General features: G+C 28.9%; 18 protein-coding genes. 16 read left to right on the top strand and 2 right to left on the bottom strand.

The window, feature by feature from the left end; translation table 11 throughout:
- Positions 1–44 precede the first annotated feature (44 nt).
- The 6 genes from JJC02_05010 (at position 45) to JJC02_05035 (ending at position 9,990) form a co-directional block, all read left to right on the top strand.
- On the top strand, positions 45–1,256 hold the full coding sequence (locus JJC02_05010) for an exonuclease SbcCD subunit D (protein UDN55538.1): 1,212 nt from the start codon (positions 45–47) through the stop codon (positions 1,254–1,256).
- Positions 1,243–4,770, top strand: coding sequence for an AAA family ATPase (locus JJC02_05015; protein ID UDN55539.1), 3,528 nt, complete (start codon positions 1,243–1,245; stop codon positions 4,768–4,770). The genes JJC02_05010 and JJC02_05015 overlap by 14 nt, the downstream gene beginning before the upstream one ends.
- A gap of 130 nt (positions 4,771–4,900) precedes the next feature.
- A complete protein-coding gene (locus JJC02_05020; GenBank protein ID UDN55540.1) occupies positions 4,901–6,154 on the top strand; it encodes an HlyC/CorC family transporter in 1,254 nt (417 codons plus the stop codon).
- Between the two features lie 148 nt (positions 6,155–6,302).
- The gene (gene ytvI / locus JJC02_05025) at positions 6,303–7,355 is read left to right on the top strand and encodes a sporulation integral membrane protein YtvI (protein ID UDN55541.1); all 1,053 of its coding nucleotides are present in this window, start codon (positions 6,303–6,305) and stop codon (positions 7,353–7,355) included.
- An 88-nt stretch (positions 7,356–7,443) separates the two neighbouring features.
- A complete protein-coding gene (gene pepT, locus JJC02_05030) occupies positions 7,444–8,670 on the top strand; it encodes a peptidase T (protein ID UDN55542.1) in 1,227 nt (408 codons plus the stop codon).
- A 267-nt stretch (positions 8,671–8,937) separates the two neighbouring features.
- Positions 8,938–9,990: a cell wall-binding repeat-containing protein gene (locus JJC02_05035; GenBank protein UDN55543.1), complete on the top strand. Its 1,053-nt coding sequence runs from the start codon at positions 8,938–8,940 to the stop codon at positions 9,988–9,990.
- A gap of 255 nt (positions 9,991–10,245) precedes the next feature.
- Here JJC02_05035 and yfcE read toward each other — a convergent pair whose 3' ends face one another.
- Entirely contained in the window at positions 10,246–10,815 is a 570-nt protein-coding gene (yfcE, locus tag JJC02_05040) for a phosphodiesterase (protein ID UDN55544.1), read from the bottom strand.
- A gap of 24 nt (positions 10,816–10,839) precedes the next feature.
- Entirely contained in the window at positions 10,840–11,640 is an 801-nt protein-coding gene (locus JJC02_05045; GenBank protein ID UDN55545.1) for an NAD(+)/NADH kinase, read from the bottom strand.
- A gap of 137 nt (positions 11,641–11,777) precedes the next feature.
- Here JJC02_05045 and JJC02_05050 point away from each other — a divergent pair, with 137 nt between their 5' ends.
- From JJC02_05050 to JJC02_05095, 10 genes are all read left to right on the top strand, one after another.
- Positions 11,778–12,638, top strand: coding sequence for an ABC transporter ATP-binding protein (locus tag JJC02_05050; GenBank protein ID UDN55546.1), 861 nt, complete (start codon positions 11,778–11,780; stop codon positions 12,636–12,638).
- Positions 12,638–13,324 carry an ABC-2 transporter permease gene (locus tag JJC02_05055; GenBank protein ID UDN55547.1) on the top strand — a complete coding sequence of 229 codons (687 nt, stop codon included), beginning with the start codon at positions 12,638–12,640 and terminating at the stop codon, positions 13,322–13,324. The genes JJC02_05050 and JJC02_05055 overlap by 1 nt, the downstream gene beginning before the upstream one ends.
- 43 nt (positions 13,325–13,367) lie before the next feature.
- Positions 13,368–13,910 (top strand): hypothetical protein, encoded by a 543-nt coding sequence (locus JJC02_05060; protein ID UDN55548.1) that lies wholly within the window; start codon positions 13,368–13,370, stop codon positions 13,908–13,910.
- A gap of 85 nt (positions 13,911–13,995) precedes the next feature.
- Positions 13,996–14,463 carry a YbaK/EbsC family protein gene (locus tag JJC02_05065; protein UDN55549.1) on the top strand — a complete coding sequence of 156 codons (468 nt, stop codon included), beginning with the start codon at positions 13,996–13,998 and terminating at the stop codon, positions 14,461–14,463.
- Positions 14,464–15,171: 708 nt separating this feature from the next.
- Positions 15,172–16,308 (top strand): acyl-CoA dehydrogenase, encoded by a 1,137-nt coding sequence (locus tag JJC02_05070; protein UDN55550.1) that lies wholly within the window; start codon positions 15,172–15,174, stop codon positions 16,306–16,308.
- Positions 16,309–16,366: 58 nt separating this feature from the next.
- On the top strand, positions 16,367–17,149 hold the full coding sequence (locus tag JJC02_05075) for an electron transfer flavoprotein subunit beta/FixA family protein (protein UDN55551.1): 783 nt from the start codon (positions 16,367–16,369) through the stop codon (positions 17,147–17,149).
- An 18-nt stretch (positions 17,150–17,167) separates the two neighbouring features.
- Entirely contained in the window at positions 17,168–18,178 is a 1,011-nt protein-coding gene (locus JJC02_05080) for an electron transfer flavoprotein subunit alpha/FixB family protein (protein ID UDN55552.1), read from the top strand.
- An 18-nt stretch (positions 18,179–18,196) separates the two neighbouring features.
- Positions 18,197–18,994 (top strand): enoyl-CoA hydratase/isomerase family protein, encoded by a 798-nt coding sequence (locus JJC02_05085; protein ID UDN55553.1) that lies wholly within the window; start codon positions 18,197–18,199, stop codon positions 18,992–18,994.
- Between the two features lie 96 nt (positions 18,995–19,090).
- Positions 19,091–19,936: a 3-hydroxybutyryl-CoA dehydrogenase gene (locus JJC02_05090; protein UDN55554.1), complete on the top strand. Its 846-nt coding sequence runs from the start codon at positions 19,091–19,093 to the stop codon at positions 19,934–19,936.
- Positions 19,937–20,026: 90 nt separating this feature from the next.
- On the top strand, positions 20,027–21,202 hold the full coding sequence (locus JJC02_05095) for an acetyl-CoA C-acetyltransferase (protein UDN55555.1): 1,176 nt from the start codon (positions 20,027–20,029) through the stop codon (positions 21,200–21,202).
- The last annotated feature ends 158 nt before the right edge of the window (positions 21,203–21,360 follow it).

Here is a 21,360-nt window from a genome sequence, read left to right on the forward strand (position 1 = left end):
CTTTTTTATATAAATTAAGTATAAAGATAGAGGAAGGGGAAAAGATGAGATTTATTCATACATCAGATTGGCATCTAGGGAAATCCCTAGAGGGCCACTCTAGAATTGAAGAACAGGCAAAGTTTTGTGAAGAATTTATAAAAATAGTAGAGTCAAATGAAATAGATATGGTTATAATTGCTGGGGATATATATGATACTTCTAATCCTCCAGCACAAGCAGAAAAACTGTTTTATCAAACTGTATCAAGACTTGCTAATAATGGTAAGAGGTGTGTATTGATAATCTCAGGAAATCATGATAATCCAGAGAGACTTTCTGCAATAACACCTCTAGCACATGAACAGGGTATACTTATATTTGGTTATCCATTAAGTGCTACAACAGAAGCTAAGTATAAAGGATTTGAAATAACATATGCAACACAAGGATGCACAGCACTAAATATAAATGGAGAAAGTGTTGTAATTGCTACATTACCTTATCCAAGTGAAAAAAGGTTAAATGAAGTTTTTTCAAGTGAAGATGATTTGGAAAAACAAAAAAATTATTCTGAAAAAGTAGGAGATATATTTAGAAGATTAGAAGAAAATTTTAGAAGTGATACTATAAATATAGCCGTATCACATATATTTGTAATAGGTGGAGAGAGTACTGAATCAGAAAGACCGATACAACTAGGTGGAAGTTTTTTGGTTGAAAGAAAAGACTTGCCAGAAAAGGCTCAATATACTGCATTAGGTCATTTACACAAACAACAGAAAGCTTCTGAACGTTTAAATGCATACTATTCTGGTTCTCCACTTCAATATAGCAAGGATGAAAGAGCATATACTAAGGGTGCATACATAGTAGATATAAAAGCTGGTGAAAAACCAATAATTGAGGAAGTATATTTTAATAATTATAAACCTATAGAAGTATTTAAATGCAATGGAATAGAAGAAGCACTAGATATATGTGAAAAAAATCAAGATAGAGAGATTTGGTCATATTTTGAAATAAATACTGATGAGATAATATCACAGAATGAAATTAAAAAAATGAAGGAACTATTAAAAGACATAATAGAAATAAAACCAATAATAACATCTTGTTATGAACAAGAAAGTGTAGATATAAAAGAAAAGTCTATGGCAGAGTTATTTAAAGAGTTTTATTCTTTTAGCAAAGGTGTAGAGCCAAAAGGAGAACTTATGGATTTATTTCTAGATATAATAAGTGAAGAAGGTGAATCAGCAGATGAGACCAATTAGATTAGAACTTACAGGGCTTAATAGCTATATTGATAAACAAGTTATAGACTTTGAAAAACTAATTGAAAGAGGTTTGTTTGGGATATTTGGAACTACTGGAAGTGGAAAATCTACAATCTTAGATGCCATAACCATTGCTATGTATGGAAATATATCCAGAAATACTAAAGAATATATAAATAGTGTGTGTGATAAGGCAATTATATCATATGAGTTTGAGATAGGGAGTAAAAACACTAGAAGAAGATACATTGTAGACAGAACTATTGCTAGAAGTAAAACAGGAACAAAGACTTCTAATGCTAGATTAATAGAAATATTGAATGACAATACTAAAAATGTTTTGGCTGATAAAGTTGTGGAAGTAAATGAAAAAGTGGCTCAGGTTGTGGGATTAACAGCAAATGATTTTACTAGGTCAGTAGTTTTACCACAAGACAAATTTAATGAGTTTCTAAGATTGTCACGTGCAGATAGAAGAGATATGTTAGAGAGAATTTTCAATCTTGAGAAATATGGAAGAAGTCTTGGAGAAAAAGTGAAAAAGAGAAAAAATCTACAATTACAAAATTTAAAAGATTTGAAATCAAAATTAAGTCAATATGATGGGATTACAGAGGAAATATACAACAGTATAAATCAAGAATTAATAGCGTTAAAAAAATTAGAAAAAGAAAAGAATAATGCTTTAGACTTAGCTCAGAAATCTTACGAAGAGAGTAAAGCAGTATATGAAGAGCAATTAAAATTAGAGAAAAATGAACTTAGAAAAAATGAACTTAATTTAAAAAGTAGTGAGATAAAAGAAAAGATTGCTCTTGTAGAAAATGATGGTAATGCGAGAAAGGTAGACCCGTACATAAGTTCAGTTCAAAATCTAGAAAAAAAGATAAATGAAGATAGCTTTACAGTAGGTAATTTAGAAAAGAAATTAGTGATATTAAATCAGGAACTTGAAGTTATAAAAAATAGATATGAAAAAATAAGCAAAATTAAGAATGAAGAAGTTCCTAAATTGAGTGAAGAAAAAATAAGGTTACAACAAGCAATAAAATTAGAAGAAGAGTTAGTTTTATTAGATAAAGAGTTAAAAGAGTTAAAAGAAAGTGGGATTAATTTAAATAAAAATAAAGTGGAATTAGAAAAAGTAAAGCAAGAGTCGGAGTCCAGAAAAGATGCAGTTAATAAGTCTATAAAAGAAGTTGAAGGAAAAATTGATAAAGTAAATATAAGTGCAGAATTAAAACAAAAAATATTTTTAGCATATGAATATGAGAAAGATTACAATAATGTATTAGAAGAGAAAAATCAAAAGATAAATAAACTAGAAGAAATACTCAAAAAGACAGAAGATATAAATTTAAAAGTTAGATATATTGATAAAGATAAAAATGATATAAATCGCAACCTAGAAAATTTATCTATTCACTTGGATGTTCTTCTTAAAAAATGTCCTGGTAAGAGTGCAGATTTACTTTTAAAATCTGAATATGTGACTGAATTAAGAAATAAAGCAAATAATACCAAGGAAAATGAAATTAAGAAAAGTAGTATACAAGATGAATTAAAGATAATACTTGAAAGTAAGTTTAATACTGAAAGGGAAATAAATTTACTAAATGAAAAACTTGAAAATAATAGAAAGAATAGAGAAGACCTAGAAAAAGAGTTAGAAGAACTAAAGTATTTAAATTTAGCTTCTGAACTTAGACGTGAATTAAAAGAAAATATGCCTTGTCCAGTTTGTGGGTCAAAACATCATGAAAATCATAATATAACTGAATATGATGAAAATATAGACTTTGTCAAAGAGAAACTGGAAAAATTAGAAAAAGAAAAAATAAGTATAAGAAACAATATAGAGGAACTAAATGCTAAAGTAAGTGGATATTTATCTATAGAAAAAATGAAGACTAAAGAACTTGAAGATGTAAAGGGAAAACTAGGGAATTTTACATCTAGCCAATTATTAAAAAAACTTGATGATGAACAGAGAAAACTTGATTTGTTGAAGTTTAATATTCAAGAGTGGGAGAAAGAGAAAGAGAATACCGAAAATAAGGTAACATTGGCTAAAGAAGAAAAAAATAGAATTGAAAAAGAAGAATTAAAAATAAAAGAGAGTTTGAACAACTATAAGAAATTAACAAGAGATTTAAATACAGAGATAGAAGGCTTAGAACATAAATGTAAAAAACTTAAACAGGAGTATATAGGATTAAAGACGATTACTAAAGTTTCTAATCTATTTTCAAAAGTAAAGGAAATAAGAGAGAATGAAAAAGAATTAGAATTACTAAGTACTGGGCATTCAAATTTATTAAAAAATAGAGACTCATTGGACATTAAAATAAGAGAAAATGAAAGTAAGCTACATGAAATAGAGATAGGGTTAATAAAGGCTAGAGAATTATATGTGGAAAAAAAATTGAGTAGAGATAATAAGTATAAAGAAGTTATTGACATAACAAAGGGTGATTTAGCTAAAAATCTTTTACATAATGTTGAAGAAAATATATGTAAGATATTAGAACAAGAAGAATTGAGTAAGAAAAAATTGGAAGAGCAAAGATTAGAATATGAAAAAAACATTGCCGAAAAGCATAATATAGATGGTAGGCTTAAAACTGCTAAGGAACAATATAAAGAACAAAAATCAACTCTAAATAGACTATTGGCAGAAAATAAATTTGAAAGCATATATACAGTAAAAAGAGCTTTATTAGATGCTGATGAAGTAAAAAAATTGGTTGAAGAGATATTAGAGCATGAAGAAGAACAAAAGCTATTATCATTTAAAATAAAGTCATCAAAAGAAAAATTAAATGGAAGAACTATAAAGAAGGAGTACTTTGAACAATTAAAAGATGAGATTTATAATTTGAAAGTAGAAATAGGAAATATATCCAAAGATATTGGAGCTAATCAAAATCAGCTAATAACATTAAAAGACTCTTTAGATAAGATAAATGATTTTAATAAAGAACTCAAAGTAGTTGAACACAATGTGGACTTATTGGAAGAATTAGATAAATGTGTACAAGGAAATAAATTTGTAGAATATGTTTCTACAAACCAATTAAAATATATAGCGTTGGAAGCATCAAAAAGGTTAGATGGAATAACAAAAGGAAGATATGCACTTGAAATTGACTCAACACTAAATTTTGTAATGAGAGATAACTTTAATGGGGGAGAAAGAAGAAGCATTGATACTCTATCTGGTGGAGAGACATTCTTAACATCTCTATCACTAGCACTTGCTCTTTCATCTCAAATACAACTAAAGGGAAGTGCACCACTAGAATTCTTCTTTTTAGATGAAGGTTTTGGTTCATTAGATAGTGAACTTTTAGAAATTGTTATAGAATCATTGGAAAGATTGCATAGTAATAATCTAAGTGTGGGCATAATAAGTCATGTCGAGGAACTTAAAAATAGAGTTCCTGTTAAGCTATTAGTTTCATCTAGTGAGGCTGGAATAGGCTCAAAAGTAAAAATTGAATATAGTTAGAAAATATATGTTAATTGAATATATTATCTAATATTTCCAAAAAATATGTAATTGTGATATAATAAAAACTAATATTAAAGTTATTTATAATTAATATTAATATAAAAACATGTAAGTAGGAGTGTGGTAAGTGTTGGAATCGCCCAATAATTTGATTCAGATTATATTTTTAATAGTATTACTTATGGGGTCTGCATTTTTCTCAGCATCTGAAACGGCTTTAATGTCGTTGAGTAAAATTAGAATCAGATATATGCAAGATGAAGGAGTTAAAGGAGCTAAGTTAGTAAGTTCATTAATAGAAAATCCAAATAAACTTTTAAGTTCTATATTGGTTGGAAATAACGTCGTAAATATAGCAGCAACATCTATATCAACATCTTTGTTTATAGGATTAATGGGAGAAAAAGGAGTGGCACTTGCTACAGCTGTTATGACAGTATTAGTATTAATATTTGGTGAGATTACTCCAAAGACAATAGCAGCAAATAATTCAGAAAAGGTTTCTCTATTAGTATCCAAGCCTATAAAAGCAATTATATTTATATTGAGACCAATAGTATGGATATTTAATATAATCACAAATATTATATTTAAATTATTTGGTATAACAAATAAAGGAGCTAAATCATTCATAACTGAAGAAGAACTAAAAACTATGGTAAATGTAAGTCATGAAGAAGGCGTCCTTGAGATGGAAGAAAGAGAAATAATAAATAATGTTTTTGAATTTGGAGATATGCAAGCTAAAAATGCAATGGTACAAAGAATAGATATGGTAGCTATAGATATGGAAGATAGTTACGATGAGATAATACAGGTATTTAAAACTGAAAAATTAAGTAGAATGCCTGTGTATGAAGAAACTATAGATGATATTGTAGGGATACTTAATATAAAAGATATTATATTTTTATCTGATGAAGAAATAGAGTCATTTGATATTAAAAATTATATGAGAGAGCCTTTTTTCACATATGAGTTCAAAAAAATAACACAACTTCTTGAAGAGATGAAGCTTGAGAAAAGTCAGATGGCTATAGTTGTGGACGAGTATGGTGGTACATCTGGACTTCTAACTATAGAAGACTTAGTAGAGGTAATTGTTGGAGATATAGAAGATGAATATGATGAAGAAGAAGATGAGATACAAGTTATAAAGGAAGATGAGTATATTGTAGATGGAAGCACTAAAATTGGTGATGTTAATGAACTTATTGGTGTAAATTTAGAATCTGAGGAGTTTGATTCCATAGGAGGATTTATAATTGGACACCTAAGCAGATTGCCAGAAGAGAATGAAGTAATTGAAGTCGATAATATAAGATTTTGTATAGAAAGTATAGAAAAAAATAGAATTAAAAAAATAAGAATATATACATAATGTAATAATGTTCTTAAATTTATTAGGAGTGCATGAATATAAAAATTAGCTTTTATATTCATGCACTTATTTTTATTTTGTATTCAAATAAAACTAGTATGAAATGGACAAAATAAAAATATAAATTAGAAGAAAGGAGATTTTTAAGATGAGTATACTAGAAAATAATTTTTTATACAAATTAAAAAACAACACTATCTTTTTTTGTATATATACATTGTTATTCATTTTTATTTACAAAGCTTTTCCATACATAGCTCCATTTTTTCTAGGTGGTATAATAGCACTTATGATTAATCCTATATCGCAAAAATTAGAAAATAAATTTCATATAAACAAAGGTATATCTACGCTCGTTCTAAGTTTTCTTGCAGTGGCTATAGTTAGTACAGTTACTACAATAATAGTAATAAATTCAGTAAAAGAATTAATGGGATTTTTAAATAATATATCTACTAATCCTGAGGATATAAGCAATACTATTATGTATTTCTTAAATAAAATAAACGACTTTATGAAATCATTTCAAGAACTAGCCAATTTTGATATAGAACAATTAGTAAATAAATTCAGTGGTGAGGTAATGCAAATTACAAAAAATCTTCTTACTAGTATACTTGGACTGGCTACTTCTATTCCATATATTATAATATTTATAATTACTTTGTTTATTGCTACATATTTTATAGCAAAAGACCTAGATAAGATTGAAAATAGTTTTTATAGTATGTTTACTGTTGATATCAGAAAGAAGGTAAAAAATGTAAAAAAAGAGGCAGGTCTTTCACTTGTTGGATATGTAAGAGCTTATACAATACTCATGGCTATAACATTTTTTGTAATCTGGGGAAGTTTTGCTTTATTTGGATTGAAATACGGTCTAATAGTGGGATTTGTAGGAGCTTTAATGGATTTAATTCCATTTCTAGGGATAATAACAATATACCTTCCAATAATTGTTTACTATTTTCTTATAAAAAATTATTTTATAGCTATAAGTATGACTATAATATTTTTTGTCTTATCTTTGGTTAGAGAAATACTTGAGCCTAAACTAGTATCAGTAAATGTTGGACTGAATCCATTAGCTACACTAGCTGCGATTTTTATTGGAATCCAAGTAAAAGGAATAATTGGAGTAATTTTTTGTTTGGGTTTGGTATGTATGCATGATATACTTAAGAAGGTGGATATTTTTTAATTATAAGAATTGAGAGATTTTTTTAATAAAATTTTATTCACTTATAAATAAAAATTTTCATTAATATTATAAGAAAGAGGGGATATATATGAAACAAAAAGTAGTAGAAAGATTTTTAAAATACGTATCATTTGATACAACATCTAATTCTCAGTGTGAAAATTGTCCATCTTCAGAAGGTCAAAGAGTTTTAGCTGAGTATATAGTTGAAGAGCTAAAAGCAATTGGTGTTGATGATGTGAGTTTAGATGAAAATAGTTATATAATGGCTACTTTAAAGGGAAACACTGATGGTGTGGATACTATAGGATTCATATCACATTTAGATACAATTGAAGATGTTAGTGGAAAAGATATCAAACCAAGAATAATAGAAAATTATGATGGAAAAGACATAGTTTTAAATGAAGAGTTAAATGTTGTTACGTATGTAAACGATTCTCCTGAGTTAGTAGAATTCAAAGGTGACGATTTAATAGTTACTGATGGAACAACTCTACTTGGCTCTGATGATAAAGCTGGTATAGCTGAGATAGTAACTGCAATAGAATACCTGATAAATCATCCAGAAATCAAGCATGGAGATATAAAAATAGGATTTACACCAGATGAAGAAATTGGTAGAGGTGCTGATTTATTTGATGTTGAAAAATTTGGAGCAAAATATGCGTATACTTTAGATGGAGGAATAGTTGGAGAACTTGAATGTGAAAATTTCAATGCAGCAAATGCAACTATTACTATACATGGTAGAAATGTTCATCCAGGTTCAGCTAAAAATAAAATGGTAAATGCTATACATATAGCTACTGAAATATCAGAAATGTTCCCAGCAGATGAGAGACCAGAAACAACAGAAGGATATGAAGGATTTTGGCATCTAAATTCTATAGGTGGAAATGTTGAGAATGTAAGTATGGCTTATATTATTAGAGACCATTGTAGAGAAAAATTTGAACAGAGAAAATCTATTATGATAGAAAATATAGAAAAAATAAATAAGAAATATGATAATAGAGTGGAATTGGATTTAAAAGATTCTTATTACAATATGAAAGAAAAGATTGAGCCAGTTATGTTTATAGTTGATATAGCTAAGGAAGCTATGGAGGAATTAGATATAAAACCACGTTTAGTTCCTGTAAGAGGTGGTACTGATGGAGCAAGATTATCTTTTAATGGATTACCTTGTCCAAATATCTTTACTGGTGGATTAAACTTCCATGGAAAAAATGAGTGTATACCAGTTAGCTCTATGGAGAAAGCTACTAAATTAATTGTAAGAATAGCTGAAAAATATGCTGAAAGAGTTTAGTTAAAAAGTATTCAAAAATTAAGTATTTAAAGTTATAATAGCTATATCATTCTTTATAAGTCAGGCTTATTATAAGCTTGTATTGTATTTGAAATGGTATAGCTATTTTTATGATTATTTTTATAAAAGATAATTATTAGGGTATCAATAAGAAATATAGATATCAATAGGTTTTTTAGCAAATTTAAATACATTAAAAACACTTAACTCGTATCAATAAGAAATATGGATATCAATAGGTATTAACATTTAAAAGGGGGAATTGTATTGAAAATTAAATCTAAAAAAATAATTGCATTTGTACTTTCATTTGGGATTGTAATGCCGAATTGTGTATATGCAGAGACTACTAGTAAAAATCAAAATGTACAGGTAGATATGAATTATTATCTCCAAAATAGAAAAGCTCTAAAAGAAGAAACGTTGATTGGTGAAGATAGATTTGATACAGCCATAAAAATATCTCAAAGTGGATGGAATCATGGTTCAGAAAGGGTATTTCTAGTTAACTCAAATTCATTGCCAGATGCATTGGCTTCAACTCCTTTGGCAAGTAAGTTGGATGCACCAATACTACTTACCAATAAAAATAGTATACCAGAGAGTGTAATAGATGAAATAAAAAGGCTTAATCCAGCGGAAGTTATTTTAATTGGAAGCGAAGGAGCTATTTCATCAAGTGTAAAAGAATCTCTTGAAGATATAGGAGTATTAGTTAGTAGAATTGGTGGAGCAGATAGAGAAGAGACATCTTTACTTCTTACTAAGCAGTTAGATGACACTGGTGATTTAGGTGTCTCAAAAGTAGCAGTGGTTAATGGATATAATGGTCTAGCAGATGCAACTTCAATATCAAGCCCAGCAGCAAGTGATAATACAGCTATAATATATACAGGCAAAGATAGTATAAGAAGTGAGGCAAAGAATTTTATTACACAAAACTCAACTGAGACATACATAGTAGGTGGAGAATATAGTATAAGTAAAAAACTTGAAGGACAATTAATAAATTCAGAAAGACTAGCAGGAACAGATAGAAAAGATACTAACGCTAAAGTTTTAGAAAAGTTTTATGGGAAGTCAAGTAAGGTTAATAATATGTATTTTGCAAAAGATGGAAGTGGTAGAGAAGCTGATTTAGTTGATGGGCTTGCTACTGGAGTATTAGCATCAAAAACAAAGTCTCCTGTAGTCCTTGCAAGTGGAAGTTTAAGTAATGCACAGAAAAGTTTTATAAAAAAAGTAAAGGCTGATAAATTTGTACAAGTTGGTGGAGGTAAGAACAGTAAACCATATACAGAAGCATTAGCATTACAGTAACATTGTAAATCAATATTAATATACAATAAAAACAAGTAAACTAAGTTATATTTCAATATAGTATACAATAAAAATAAGTAAACTAAGTTATATTTCAATATAGTATATAATAAAAACAAGTAAACCAAGTTATATTTAATTAGAAGTTTAAGGTATTATCTTTAAATTTCTAATTGAAGTAGAAATAACATAGTTTACTTGTTTTTTATTATGAATTTAACAGATTAAGTTTACTTTATTGTTGTTGAAAATGTATTATTCATTAATATTTATTATATTTCCAGTATTGATGTCAATTAAGTTGATATCAAGTTCAAGCTCATCTTCATCATCAGTTTTTATGATATCTATAATTGCGACAGAATGGGTTCCATCTTTTGGGATAGAAGTACTTCCTGGATTTATTACTATTAAACTATCATCCATGTATAGCTTTTTTACATGAGTATGTCCTAAAACTAATATGTCAGCACCCATTTTCTTTGCTTTGTCAATAATTTCTTCTTCTGATTCTGTATAACCATGATTCAATATAATTCTAATTTCACCAAATTGGCTCATTACATAAGGGCTTTGAATAGGATGCTCTATAACCATCTGGTCAACATCTGCATCGCAGTTACCTTTTACAATCACAATGTTTTCTAATTTATTTAATGTCTCAATAAATTTTTTAGGATTATATCCTTCTGGAATATCATTTCTAGGGCCATGATATAATACATCACCACCATGTAATAGAACATCACAATCAGATAATACATTTAACGCTTTTTCAAAGTAAAGTAAACTACCATGAGTATCACTCATTATTCCTATTTTCATATTAAAAATCCTCCTAAGTACAGTCTATAAAAATTTTTCAGATACTCTATGCCAAAATTCGTAGTTTGACATCCTAAGTAATTTTATTTTTGCATCAGATATGCTAACTTTTATATTTTCAATTTGTCTAAATCTGTGCTCAACTCCATCAACGACAATCAATACAGAATCTTCAAATCTATATTCTGGTGCAATTTTTATAACAGATTCATTTGAACATATTATGCTTGATGTAAAGCACCTATATGCGTTGGTATTTATTGGATGTAAAGGTGTAATCTGCATAAGTTCAAGATTTATATCAACAATACTACCTCCAGCAGAATAGTTGTAGGCGGTTGAACCTGTAGAAGTAGAAATAATCATACCATCTCCACTAAAATTTTGTATATGTTTATCATCAAGGCTTAAATTTAGATGTATAGTCCTAGACTTGTCTCCTCTTATAACAACCTCATTTACAGCAAGCATGTTGGAGCCACTAGTAGTTGTATATACTTCAGCATTAAGAAGTGACATTTCTTGAATAATATAGTCTTTCTTTATATAAGCTTCAATAAATCTATCAATCTTATTTGGTAAAATATCAGGAAAAAACCCAAGATGACCTGTATTTATTCCCATTATAGGAATCTCAGGAAAATCGAAATCTCTAACTGTTCTTAAAAAAGAGCCATCACCACCAATTGATATAATGAGTTCTGTGTCTGGATAAATATCTGAATACACTTCAAAGCCAGCATTGATAAGTTTTTTAGTTAAGAGTTCTTTAGTCTCAAGGGACTTATTTAATTGGTTTGTATTTATAGTTATAATTCTTTTCATATATTCACCTCTTCATACTTTGTATTATAACATAGTTTTATAATTCTTAATTTATAAATTTATAAATGACCTGGCTTGTAGCGAATGTGTTAAAATATGTATAGGTGGGTATAAAAAAATGCATAAGAGGTGAAGATGTGTTTAAGGTAAGGAATATCACAAAGAAATTAGGAAAATTCAAGTTAAGTAATATAAACCTAGAGTTAAAGGAAGGGGATATTGCTGGGATTATAGGACCAAATGGTTCTGGAAAGACGACTTTAATAAAAATTATAATGGGGATTATTGATGCAGATGAAGGCGAAATTGAACTTTGTAATGAAACTATTGAAAATTCTCCAATAAGTTTTAAAAACAATATTGGTTTTGTATATGATTCTTTACAATTTTATCCACATTTAAAGGTTAAGGAATTTAGAAAAATAGTGTCTTTATTTTATAAGAATTTTGATAGAAAAATATTTGATGAATACCTTAATAAGTTTGATATAGAGGAAAATATGCATATTAAAAATTTATCTAAAGGTCAATCTGAGAAACTTATGTTGTCAAGTGCACTTAGTCATGATGCTAAGTTATTGATTTTGGATGAACCAACTGCTGGGATAGACCCCATTGTAAGAACTGAAATAATGCAGTATTTACAAGACTTTGTGAAAAATGGAAAGAGCAGTGTAATAATTTCTACTCATAATACTGATAATCTAATTAAAATTGCTGATTATCTTGTTTTTATAAATAGAGGAAATCAGATTTTTACTGTTAAGAAAGAATTAATAGAACAAGAATATAAACTAATTAGAGCAAATAAAGCAGAATTAGAAGCAATTAAAGAAAACATAGTTGGTGTGAAAGAGTATAAATATTATAATGAGGCACTTGTTAAAGTTGGAAGTAGCTTGAAAGTAAAAAGCCTGTTGATAGAAATTGATAAGCATAAGGTCAAAAATCCTACTATAGAAGAACTAATGTATTATTATGTAAATGAGGTGAAATAATGTTCAATTTAATAAGGAAAGATTTAATAATAGGGATTAGTTCAGATGGTATCCGTAATTTAAAGTACATATTGCTGTTTTTTGTGTTTTATTTTTTCCTTAATTCAATTTCATATTATACAGTAAGCGTTGTTGTGAGTTATTTAATGTTTATAAATACATTTGAGTGTGATTATGAAAATGATTCAAGGATTTTTATAAGGAGTATGCCAGTTAGTATAGAAGACATAGTTTATTCAAAATATTTATTAGGTGCAGGGTTAATAATTTCTGTAACAACATTTGTGTCTTTAGTGAGTAAATTGACATCACTAGTATTCTTTAGGAATATGGTTTTAAATGATGTGTTTTTTTCTGTAAATATATTTTTAGCAATTTTGGCAATCTTACTTCCTTTAATTTTTAAATTTGGATATGGAAAAATAAAAGTTTGTGGTCTCATAGTAAGTATTTTAATTTATTTTGTATATGGAAGTCTTTTAAAGACGATTAGCATGGCTGTATATCAAGTAAAGCATTTTAATTATAGTAAAATTGGAGGAGTATATCTTTCAAATTATGTAACTGATATGGCTAATACTAAATATATAAATTTATACAGTATGACATTTTTAACAATAATAATTTTTATAATATCTATGTATTTTTCTATTAGGATTTCAAAAAAGAATAAGTTTAATTATTAAAATTTTAATTAATATTATAGCACAAAATATAAGGAGACTAGAAATGAATAAGTTTATAAAAGTTTCATTTTTTATTTTGGGAATTTTTACACTATTCATAGCTATAAATAAATTAGTATATAGAGATATGGTAAGTGTCAAAGATTATGAAATAAATCATTTAGAGGAAATTGTTTTTGATTTTGATAGCAGAAGAAGTGGGGATATTGGTACTATTGTAAGGTTTAAAATAAGCAATAATAGTAAATATAGTTATAAGTTAAACAGTGCTAAAATGAAGTTTGAAAATTGTGTAGAAAATAAAAAAGGAATAAACGAATGTTCTTCATATGTAAATATAGATTTATTTAATGAAAAAAATTCTATAACTGAAAAAACTCTAAAATATGGGATAAAACCAAACAATCAAGGTTATGTTGATTTTGTAATTCCAAAGGGATTAAATTTTGATTATAGATACTTTAATGAGTCTGGTATGAGTGTTGAATATAAAGGAGAATATATTGTCTATATTCCAATGGTAAAATGCTTGTATTTGGTAGTTGGAAAAAATAATGATGTATGGAGTGCTGATATTATGAATTGATTTGAAAAAATTGAAAAACAAATCAATCATAGATATAATTAAATAATATGAAATTTGTAAACATTCAGGTTAGGAGGTGTATTTAATGTCAATAAGTAATGTAAAAGAGTATTTTAAACAATTTGGAAAAGAAGATAGCATATTAGAATTTGAACAATCTAGTGCTACTGTAGAACTTGCAGCTGAGGCAGCAGGGGTCATTCCAGCAAGAATAGCTAAGACACTTTCATTTAAAATAGGAGATGATGCAATCTTAATTGTAACGGCTGGTGATGCTAAGATTGATAATAAGAAATATAAGGCTGAATTTAGTTGTAAGGCTAAAATGCTGACACCAGAAGAGGTTTTGGAGTTTACTGGACATGCCATTGGTGGTGTTTGTCCATTTGGATTAAAAAATTCTCTAAAAGTGTATTTAGATGATTCAATGAAGAGATTTGATACAGTATTTCCTGCATGTGGAAGTAGTAATTCTGCAATAGAGCTTACATGTGAAGAAATGGAGAAGTTTTCTAAATGTGAAAAATGGGTAGATGTTTGTAAAAATTGGTAAAAAATATAGTAAACTATAGTAGAAATTAGTAAAAAACTATCTCTATATATAATCTATACAGAGATAGTTTTTTTGTGCAAATATTTATAAATCTAAGAGGAAAATTTAATTTAAACTAATAATCCAAAATGAAGTTAAAAAATTCTGATTTTTTTTCAAAACAATAAAAAAATGACAAAAAAATGGAAAAAATGTAATAAATATTGTTAAAAAAATAATTAGAAGTTATTGAAAAATTATCCTTTGAGTGATACTATTATAAATGTAAGATATTTAAAAATAAAAAATAATCAGATAAAAATATGATTGTTTAGCTCTATTAAAATAATTTTTATACAATAAAAAATTTCTGTATATAGCTAAAAAACAGCTATATACACAATGTTTACTATCTAACAAATCCTAATATAAATATCGTAAACAAATTATTTTTTCTATAACCATTGTGAAAGAAATCTTATTCTAACTTTAAATTTCATAAAATTCCAAAAAGCGAGATTTTTTTTAATTATAGTTGATTTTAAATTAACAATTTGTAATTAAATTAATGTCATAATTGGTGAGTATAATCACATATAAATTATAGAGCGGACTTTGATTAGGGTTATAAATTTCTCGACGTATATTCAAATACCTTATTATAGATGTTGCCGAGATTTTAATTAATAAATGAAAATAAAATATTTATAAAATACTGAGGAGGCTATTATGGATTTAAATTCTAAAAAATATCAGATGCTTAAAGAGTTATATGTAAGCTTCGCTGAAAATGAAGTTAAACCTTTAGCAACAGAACTTGATGAAGAAGAAAGATTTCCTTATGAAACAGTGGAAAAGATGGCAAAAGCAGGAATGATGGGTATACCGTATCCAAAAGAATATGGTGGAGAAGGTGGAGACACAGTAGGGTACATAATGGCGGTTGAAGAATTGTCTAGAGTTTGTGGTACTACAGGTGTTATCCTATCAGCTCATACATCTCTTGGTTCATGGCCTATATATCAATATGGTAATGAAGAACAAAAACAAAAATTCTTAAGACCATTAGCAAGTGGAGAAAAATTAGGCGCATTTGGTCTTACTGAGCCTAATGCTGGTACAGATGCGTCTGGGCAACAAACAACTGCTGTTTTAGATGGAGATGAATACATACTTAATGGCTCAAAAATATTTATAACAAACGCAATAGCTGGTGACATATATGTAGTAATGGCAATGACTGATAAATCTAAGGGTAACAAAGGAATATCAGCATTTATAGTTGAAAAAGGAACTCCTGGATTTAGCTTTGGTGTTAAAGAAAAGAAAATGGGTATAAGAGGTTCAGCTACTAGTGAGTTAATATTTGAAGATTGTAGAATACCTAAAGAAAATTTACTTGGAAAAGAAGGTCAAGGATTTAAGATAGCAATGTCTACTCTTGATGGTGGTAGAATTGGTATAGCTGCACAAGCTTTAGGTTTAGCACAAGGTGCTATTGATGAAACAGTTAAATATGTAAAAGAGAGAGTGCAGTTTGGTAGACCACTATCAAAATTCCAAAATACACAATTCCAATTAGCTGACATGGAAGTTAAAGTACAAGCGGCTAGACATCTTGTATATCAAGCAGCTATAAATAAAGACTTAGGAAAACCTTATGGAGTGGAAGCAGCAATGGCAAAACTATTTGCAGCTGAGACAGCTATGGAAGTTACTACAAAAGCTGTACAACTTCATGGTGGATATGGATATACTCGTGATTATCCAGTAGAAAGAATGATGAGAGATGCTAAAATAACTGAAATATATGAAGGAACTAGTGAAGTTCAAAGAATGGTTATTTCAGGAAAATTATTAAAATAGATAAATACTAAAATATACGTAATAGGTCGATATTAAAATAGATATGGAGGAAGGATTTATGAATATAGTCGTTTGTATAAAACAAGTTCCAGATACAACAGAAGTTAAACTAGATCCTAATACAGGTACTTTAATTAGGGATGGAGTACCAAGTATAATAAACCCTGATGATAAAGCAGGTTTAGAAGAAGCTATAAAATTAAAAGAAGAAATGGGCGCTCATATAACAGTAATAACAATGGGACCTCCTCAAGCAGATATGGCTTTAAAAGAAGCTTTAGCAATGGGTGCAGATAGAGCAATATTATTAACAGATAGAGCATTTGCAGGTGCTGATACTTGGGCAACTTCATCAGCATTAGCAGGAGCATTAAAAAATATAGATTTTGATATTATAATAGCTGGAAGACAGGCTATTGATGGTGATACTGCACAAGTTGGACCTCAAATAGCTGAACATTTAAATCTTCCATCAATAACATATGCTGAAGAAATAAAAACTGAAGGTGAATATGTATTAGTAAAAAGACAATTTGAAGATTGTTGTCATGACTTAAAAGTTAAAATGCCATGCCTTATAACAACTCTTAAAGATATGAACACACCAAGATACATGAAAGTTGGAAGAATATATGATGCTTTCGAAAATGATGTAGTAGAAACATGGACTGTAAAAGATATAGAAGTTGACCCTTCTAATTTAGGTCTTAAAGGTTCTCCAACTAGTGTATTTAAATCATTTACAAAATCAGTTAAACCAGCTGGTACAATATATAACGAAGATGCGAAAACATCAGCTGGAATTATCATAGATAAATTAAAAGAGAAGTACATCATATAATTTAAGGGGGGATAAAGAATGGGTAACGTTTTAGTAGTAATAGAACAAAGAGAAAATGTAATTCAAACAGTTTCTTTAGAATTACTAGGAAAGGCTACAGAAATAGCAAAAGATTATGATACAAAAGTTTCTGCATTACTTTTAGGTAGTAAGGTAGAAGGTTTAATAGATACATTAGCGCATTATGGTGCAGATGAAGTAATAGTAGTAGATGATGAAGCTTTAGCAGTGTATACAACTGAACCATATACAAAAGCAGCTTATGAAGCAATAAAAGCAGCTGACCCAATAGTTGTATTATTTGGTGCAACTTCAATAGGTAGAGATTTAGCACCTAGAGTTTCTGCAAGAATACATACAGGTCTTACTGCTGACTGTACAGGTCTTGCAGTAGCTGAAGATACAAAGTTATTATTAATGACAAGACCTGCCTTTGGTGGAAATATAATGGCAACAATAGTTTGTAAAGACTTCAGACCTCAAATGTCTACAGTTAGACCAGGAGTTATGAAGAAAAATGAGCCTGATGAAACTAAAGAAGCTGTAATCAATCGTTTCAAGGTAGAATTTAATGAGGATGACAAACTAGTTCAAGTTGTAAAAGTAATAAAAGAGGCTAAAAAACAAGTTAAAATAGAAGATGCTAAGATATTAGTTTCTGCTGGACGTGGAATGGGTGGAAAAGAAAACTTAGACATACTTTATGAATTAGCTGAAATTATAGGTGGAGAAGTTTCTGGATCTCGTGCCACTATAGATGCAGGATGGTTAGATAAAGCAAGACAAGTTGGTCAAACTGGTAAAACTGTAAGACCAGACCTTTATATAGCATGTGGTATATCTGGAGCAATACAACATATAGCTGGTATGGAAGATGCTGAGTTTATAGTTGCTATAAATAAAAATCCAGAAGCCCCAATATTTAAATATGCTGATGTTGGTATAGTTGGAGACGTTCATAAGGTACTTCCAGAACTTATCAGTCAGTTAAGTGTTGCAAAAGAAAAAGGTGAAGTTTTAGCTAACTAATTTCTTGGGGAGGGTATTATGAGTACAAGTGATGTTAAAGTTTATGAGAATGTAGCTGTTGAAGTAGATGGAAATATATGTACAGTGAAAATGAATAGACCTAAAGCCCTTAATGCAATAAATTCAAAGACTTTAGAAGAACTTTATGAAGTATTTGTAGATATTAACAATGATGAAGCTATTGATGTTGTAATATTGACAGGGGAAGGAAAAGCGTTTGTAGCTGGAGCAGATATTGCATACATGAAGGATTTAGATGCTGTGGCTGCTAAAGATTTTAGTAGCTTAGGAGCTAAAGCTTTTGGAGAAATAGAAAGTAGTAAAAAAGTAGTAATAGCTGCTGTAAATGGGTTTGCTTTAGGTGGAGGATGCGAACTTGCAATGGCGTGTGATATAAGAATTGCATCTGCTAAAGCTAAATTTGGTCAACCAGAAGTAACTCTTGGAATAACTCCAGGATATGGGGGAACTCAAAGACTTACAAGATTGGTTGGAATGGCAAAGGCAAAAGAATTAATCTTTACAGGTAAAGTTATAAAAGCTGATGAAGCTGAAAGAATAGGTTTAGTAAATAGAGTTGTTGAGCCAGAAGTTTTGATAGAAGAAGTTGAGAAACTAGCTAAGATAATAGCTAAAAATGCTCAGCTTGCAGTTAGATACTCTAAAGAAGCAATACAACTTGGTGCTCAAACTGATATAAATACTGGAATAGATATAGAATCTAATTTATTCGGTCTTTGTTTTTCAACTAAAGACCAAAAAGAAGGAATGTCAGCTTTCGTTGAAAAAAGAGAAGCTAACTTTATAAAAGGGTAAACAATCTAATTAAAAATATATTTGCTGTTAACTAGATTAAGATATTCTAATCTAGTTAACAGAATATAAATACTAAAATAACAGGAGGTTATAACTATGAAATTAGCTGTAATAGGTAGTGGAACTATGGGAAGTGGTATTGTACAAACTTTTGCAAGTTGTGGTCATGATGTATGTTTAAAGAGTAGAACTCAAGGTGCTATAGATAAATGTTTAGGTTTGTTAGATAAAAATTTAACTAAGTTAGTTACTAAAGGAAAAATAGACGAAGCTACAAAAACAGAAATATTAAGTCATGTTAGCTCAACTACTAATTATGAAGATTTAAAAGATATGGATTTAATCATAGAAGCATCTGTAGAAGATATGAACATAAAGAAAGATGTTTTCAAGTTATTAGATGAAATATGTAAAGAAGATACTATTTTAGCAACAAATACTTCATCATTATCTATAACAGAAATAGCTTCTTCTACTAAGAGAGCAGATAAAGTTATAGGAATGCATTTCTTCAATCCAGTTCCTATGATGAAATTAGTTGAGGTTATAAGTGGTCAGTTAACGTCAAAAGTTACTTTTGATACAGTATTTGAATTATCTAAGAGTATCAATAAAGTACCAGTAGATGTATCTGAATCTCCTGGATTTGTAGTAAACAGAATACTTGTACCTATGATAAATGAAGCTGTTGGTATATACGCAGATGGTGTTGCAAGTAAGGAAGAAATAGATGAAGCCATGAAATTAGGTGCAAACCATCCAATGGGACCATTAGCATTAGGTGATTTAATAGGATTAGATGTTGTTTTAGCTATAATGAACGTTCTATATACTGAATTTGGAGATACTAAATATAGACCTCACCCACTTTTAGCTAAAATGGTTAGAGCTAACCAATTAGGAAGAAAAACTAAAATAGGATTCTATGACTATAATAAATAAGAATTTGATATGTAAAATTTAACTAATATTGTTTAAAAAAAAACAATCTCAAAAATCTGATAAAAATCTAATTTAATGGAGGTAATAAATATGAGAGAAGTAGTAATTGCCAGTGCAGCTAGAACAGCAGTAGGAAGTTTCGGGGGAGCATTTAAATCAGTTTCAGCAGTAGAATTAGGTGTAACAGCTGCTAAAGAAGCTATAAAAAGAGCTAATATAACTCCTGATATTATAGATGAATCACTTGTAGGTGGAGTACTTACAGCAGGTCTTGGACAAAATATAGCAAGACAAATAGCGTTAGGTGCAGGGATACCAGTAGAAAAACCAGCTATGACTATAAATATACTTTGTGGTTCTGGATTAAGATCTGTTTCAATGGCATCTCAACTTATAGCATTAGGGGATGCTGATATAATGCTAGTTGGTGGAGCTGAAAATATGAGTATGTCTCCTTATTTAGTACCAAGTGCTAGATATGGTGCGAGAATGGGTGATGTTGCTTTTGTTGATTCAATGATAAAAGATGGATTATCAGACATATTTAATAACTATCATATGGGTGTTACTGCTGAAAATATAGCAGAGCAATGGAACATAACTAGAGAAGAACAAGATGAATTAGCTCTTGCAAGTCAAAATAAAGCTGAAAAAGCTCAAGCTGAAGGAAAATTTGATGAAGAAATAGTTCCTGTTGTTATAAAAGGAAGAAAAGGTGACACTGTAGTAGATAAAGATGAATATATTAAAGCTGGTACTACAATGGAGAAACTTGCTAAATTAAGACCAGCATTCAAGAAAGATGGAACAGTTACTGCTGGTAACGCATCAGGAATCAATGATGGTGCTGCTATGTTAGTAGTAATGGCTAAGGAAAAAGCTGAAGAGCTAGGAATAGAGCCTCTTGCAACTATAGTTTCTTATGGAACAGCTGGTGTTGACCCTAAAATAATGGGATATGGACCAGTTCCAGCAACTAAGAAAGCTCTAGAAGCTGCTAATATGACTATTGAGGATATAGATTTAGTTGAAGCTAATGAAGCATTTGCTGCTCAGTCTATAGCAGTGATAAAAGATTTAAATATAGATATGGCTAAAGTTAATGTTAATGGTGGAGCAATAGCTATAGGACATCCAATAGGATGCTCAGGAGCAAGAATACTTACTACACTTTTATATGAGATGAAGAGAAGAGATGCTAAAACTGGTTTAGCTACACTTTGTATAGGTGGTGGAATGGGAACTACTTTAATAGTTAAAAGATAGTTTTAAATTATAATTTTTTTAAGTTAAATATTTAATCATGAATTTAACCTGTAAGGATAACTGTTTGTTATTCTTACAGGTTTTTATAGTTAAAAATAACTATTATCTATTAAACAAAAATAGTGTAAAATATATAATATCATGATTTTGAAGATATA

Origin of the sequence: Clostridioides sp. ES-S-0054-01, from assembly GCA_021561035.1 — a bacterium.
Lineage (GTDB): Bacteria > Bacillota > Clostridia > Peptostreptococcales > Peptostreptococcaceae > Clostridioides.

What these genes read in the sequence shown, in the direction of transcription:
- JJC02_05070 (UDN55550.1), top strand. Translation starts at nt 15,172, where the DNA reads ATGGATTTAAATTCTAAAAAATATCAGATGCTTAAAGAGTTATATGTA.
- JJC02_05065 (UDN55549.1), top strand. Translation starts at nt 13,996, where the DNA reads ATGTCAATAAGTAATGTAAAAGAGTATTTTAAACAATTTGGAAAAGAA.
- ytvI (UDN55541.1), top strand. Translation starts at nt 6,303, where the DNA reads ATGAGTATACTAGAAAATAATTTTTTATACAAATTAAAAAACAACACT.
- JJC02_05075 (UDN55551.1), top strand. Translation starts at nt 16,367, where the DNA reads ATGAATATAGTCGTTTGTATAAAACAAGTTCCAGATACAACAGAAGTT.
- JJC02_05060 (UDN55548.1), top strand. Translation starts at nt 13,368, where the DNA reads ATGAATAAGTTTATAAAAGTTTCATTTTTTATTTTGGGAATTTTTACA.
- JJC02_05015 (UDN55539.1), top strand. Translation starts at nt 1,243, where the DNA reads ATGAGACCAATTAGATTAGAACTTACAGGGCTTAATAGCTATATTGAT.
- pepT (UDN55542.1), top strand. Translation starts at nt 7,444, where the DNA reads ATGAAACAAAAAGTAGTAGAAAGATTTTTAAAATACGTATCATTTGAT.
- JJC02_05055 (UDN55547.1), top strand. Translation starts at nt 12,638, where the DNA reads ATGTTCAATTTAATAAGGAAAGATTTAATAATAGGGATTAGTTCAGAT.
- JJC02_05095 (UDN55555.1), top strand. Translation starts at nt 20,027, where the DNA reads ATGAGAGAAGTAGTAATTGCCAGTGCAGCTAGAACAGCAGTAGGAAGT.
- JJC02_05010 (UDN55538.1), top strand. Translation starts at nt 45, where the DNA reads ATGAGATTTATTCATACATCAGATTGGCATCTAGGGAAATCCCTAGAG.
- JJC02_05080 (UDN55552.1), top strand. Translation starts at nt 17,168, where the DNA reads ATGGGTAACGTTTTAGTAGTAATAGAACAAAGAGAAAATGTAATTCAA.
- yfcE (UDN55544.1), bottom strand. Translation starts at nt 10,815, where the DNA reads ATGAAAATAGGAATAATGAGTGATACTCATGGTAGTTTACTTTACTTT.
- JJC02_05085 (UDN55553.1), top strand. Translation starts at nt 18,197, where the DNA reads ATGAGTACAAGTGATGTTAAAGTTTATGAGAATGTAGCTGTTGAAGTA.
- JJC02_05045 (UDN55545.1), bottom strand. Translation starts at nt 11,640, where the DNA reads ATGAAAAGAATTATAACTATAAATACAAACCAATTAAATAAGTCCCTT.
- JJC02_05090 (UDN55554.1), top strand. Translation starts at nt 19,091, where the DNA reads ATGAAATTAGCTGTAATAGGTAGTGGAACTATGGGAAGTGGTATTGTA.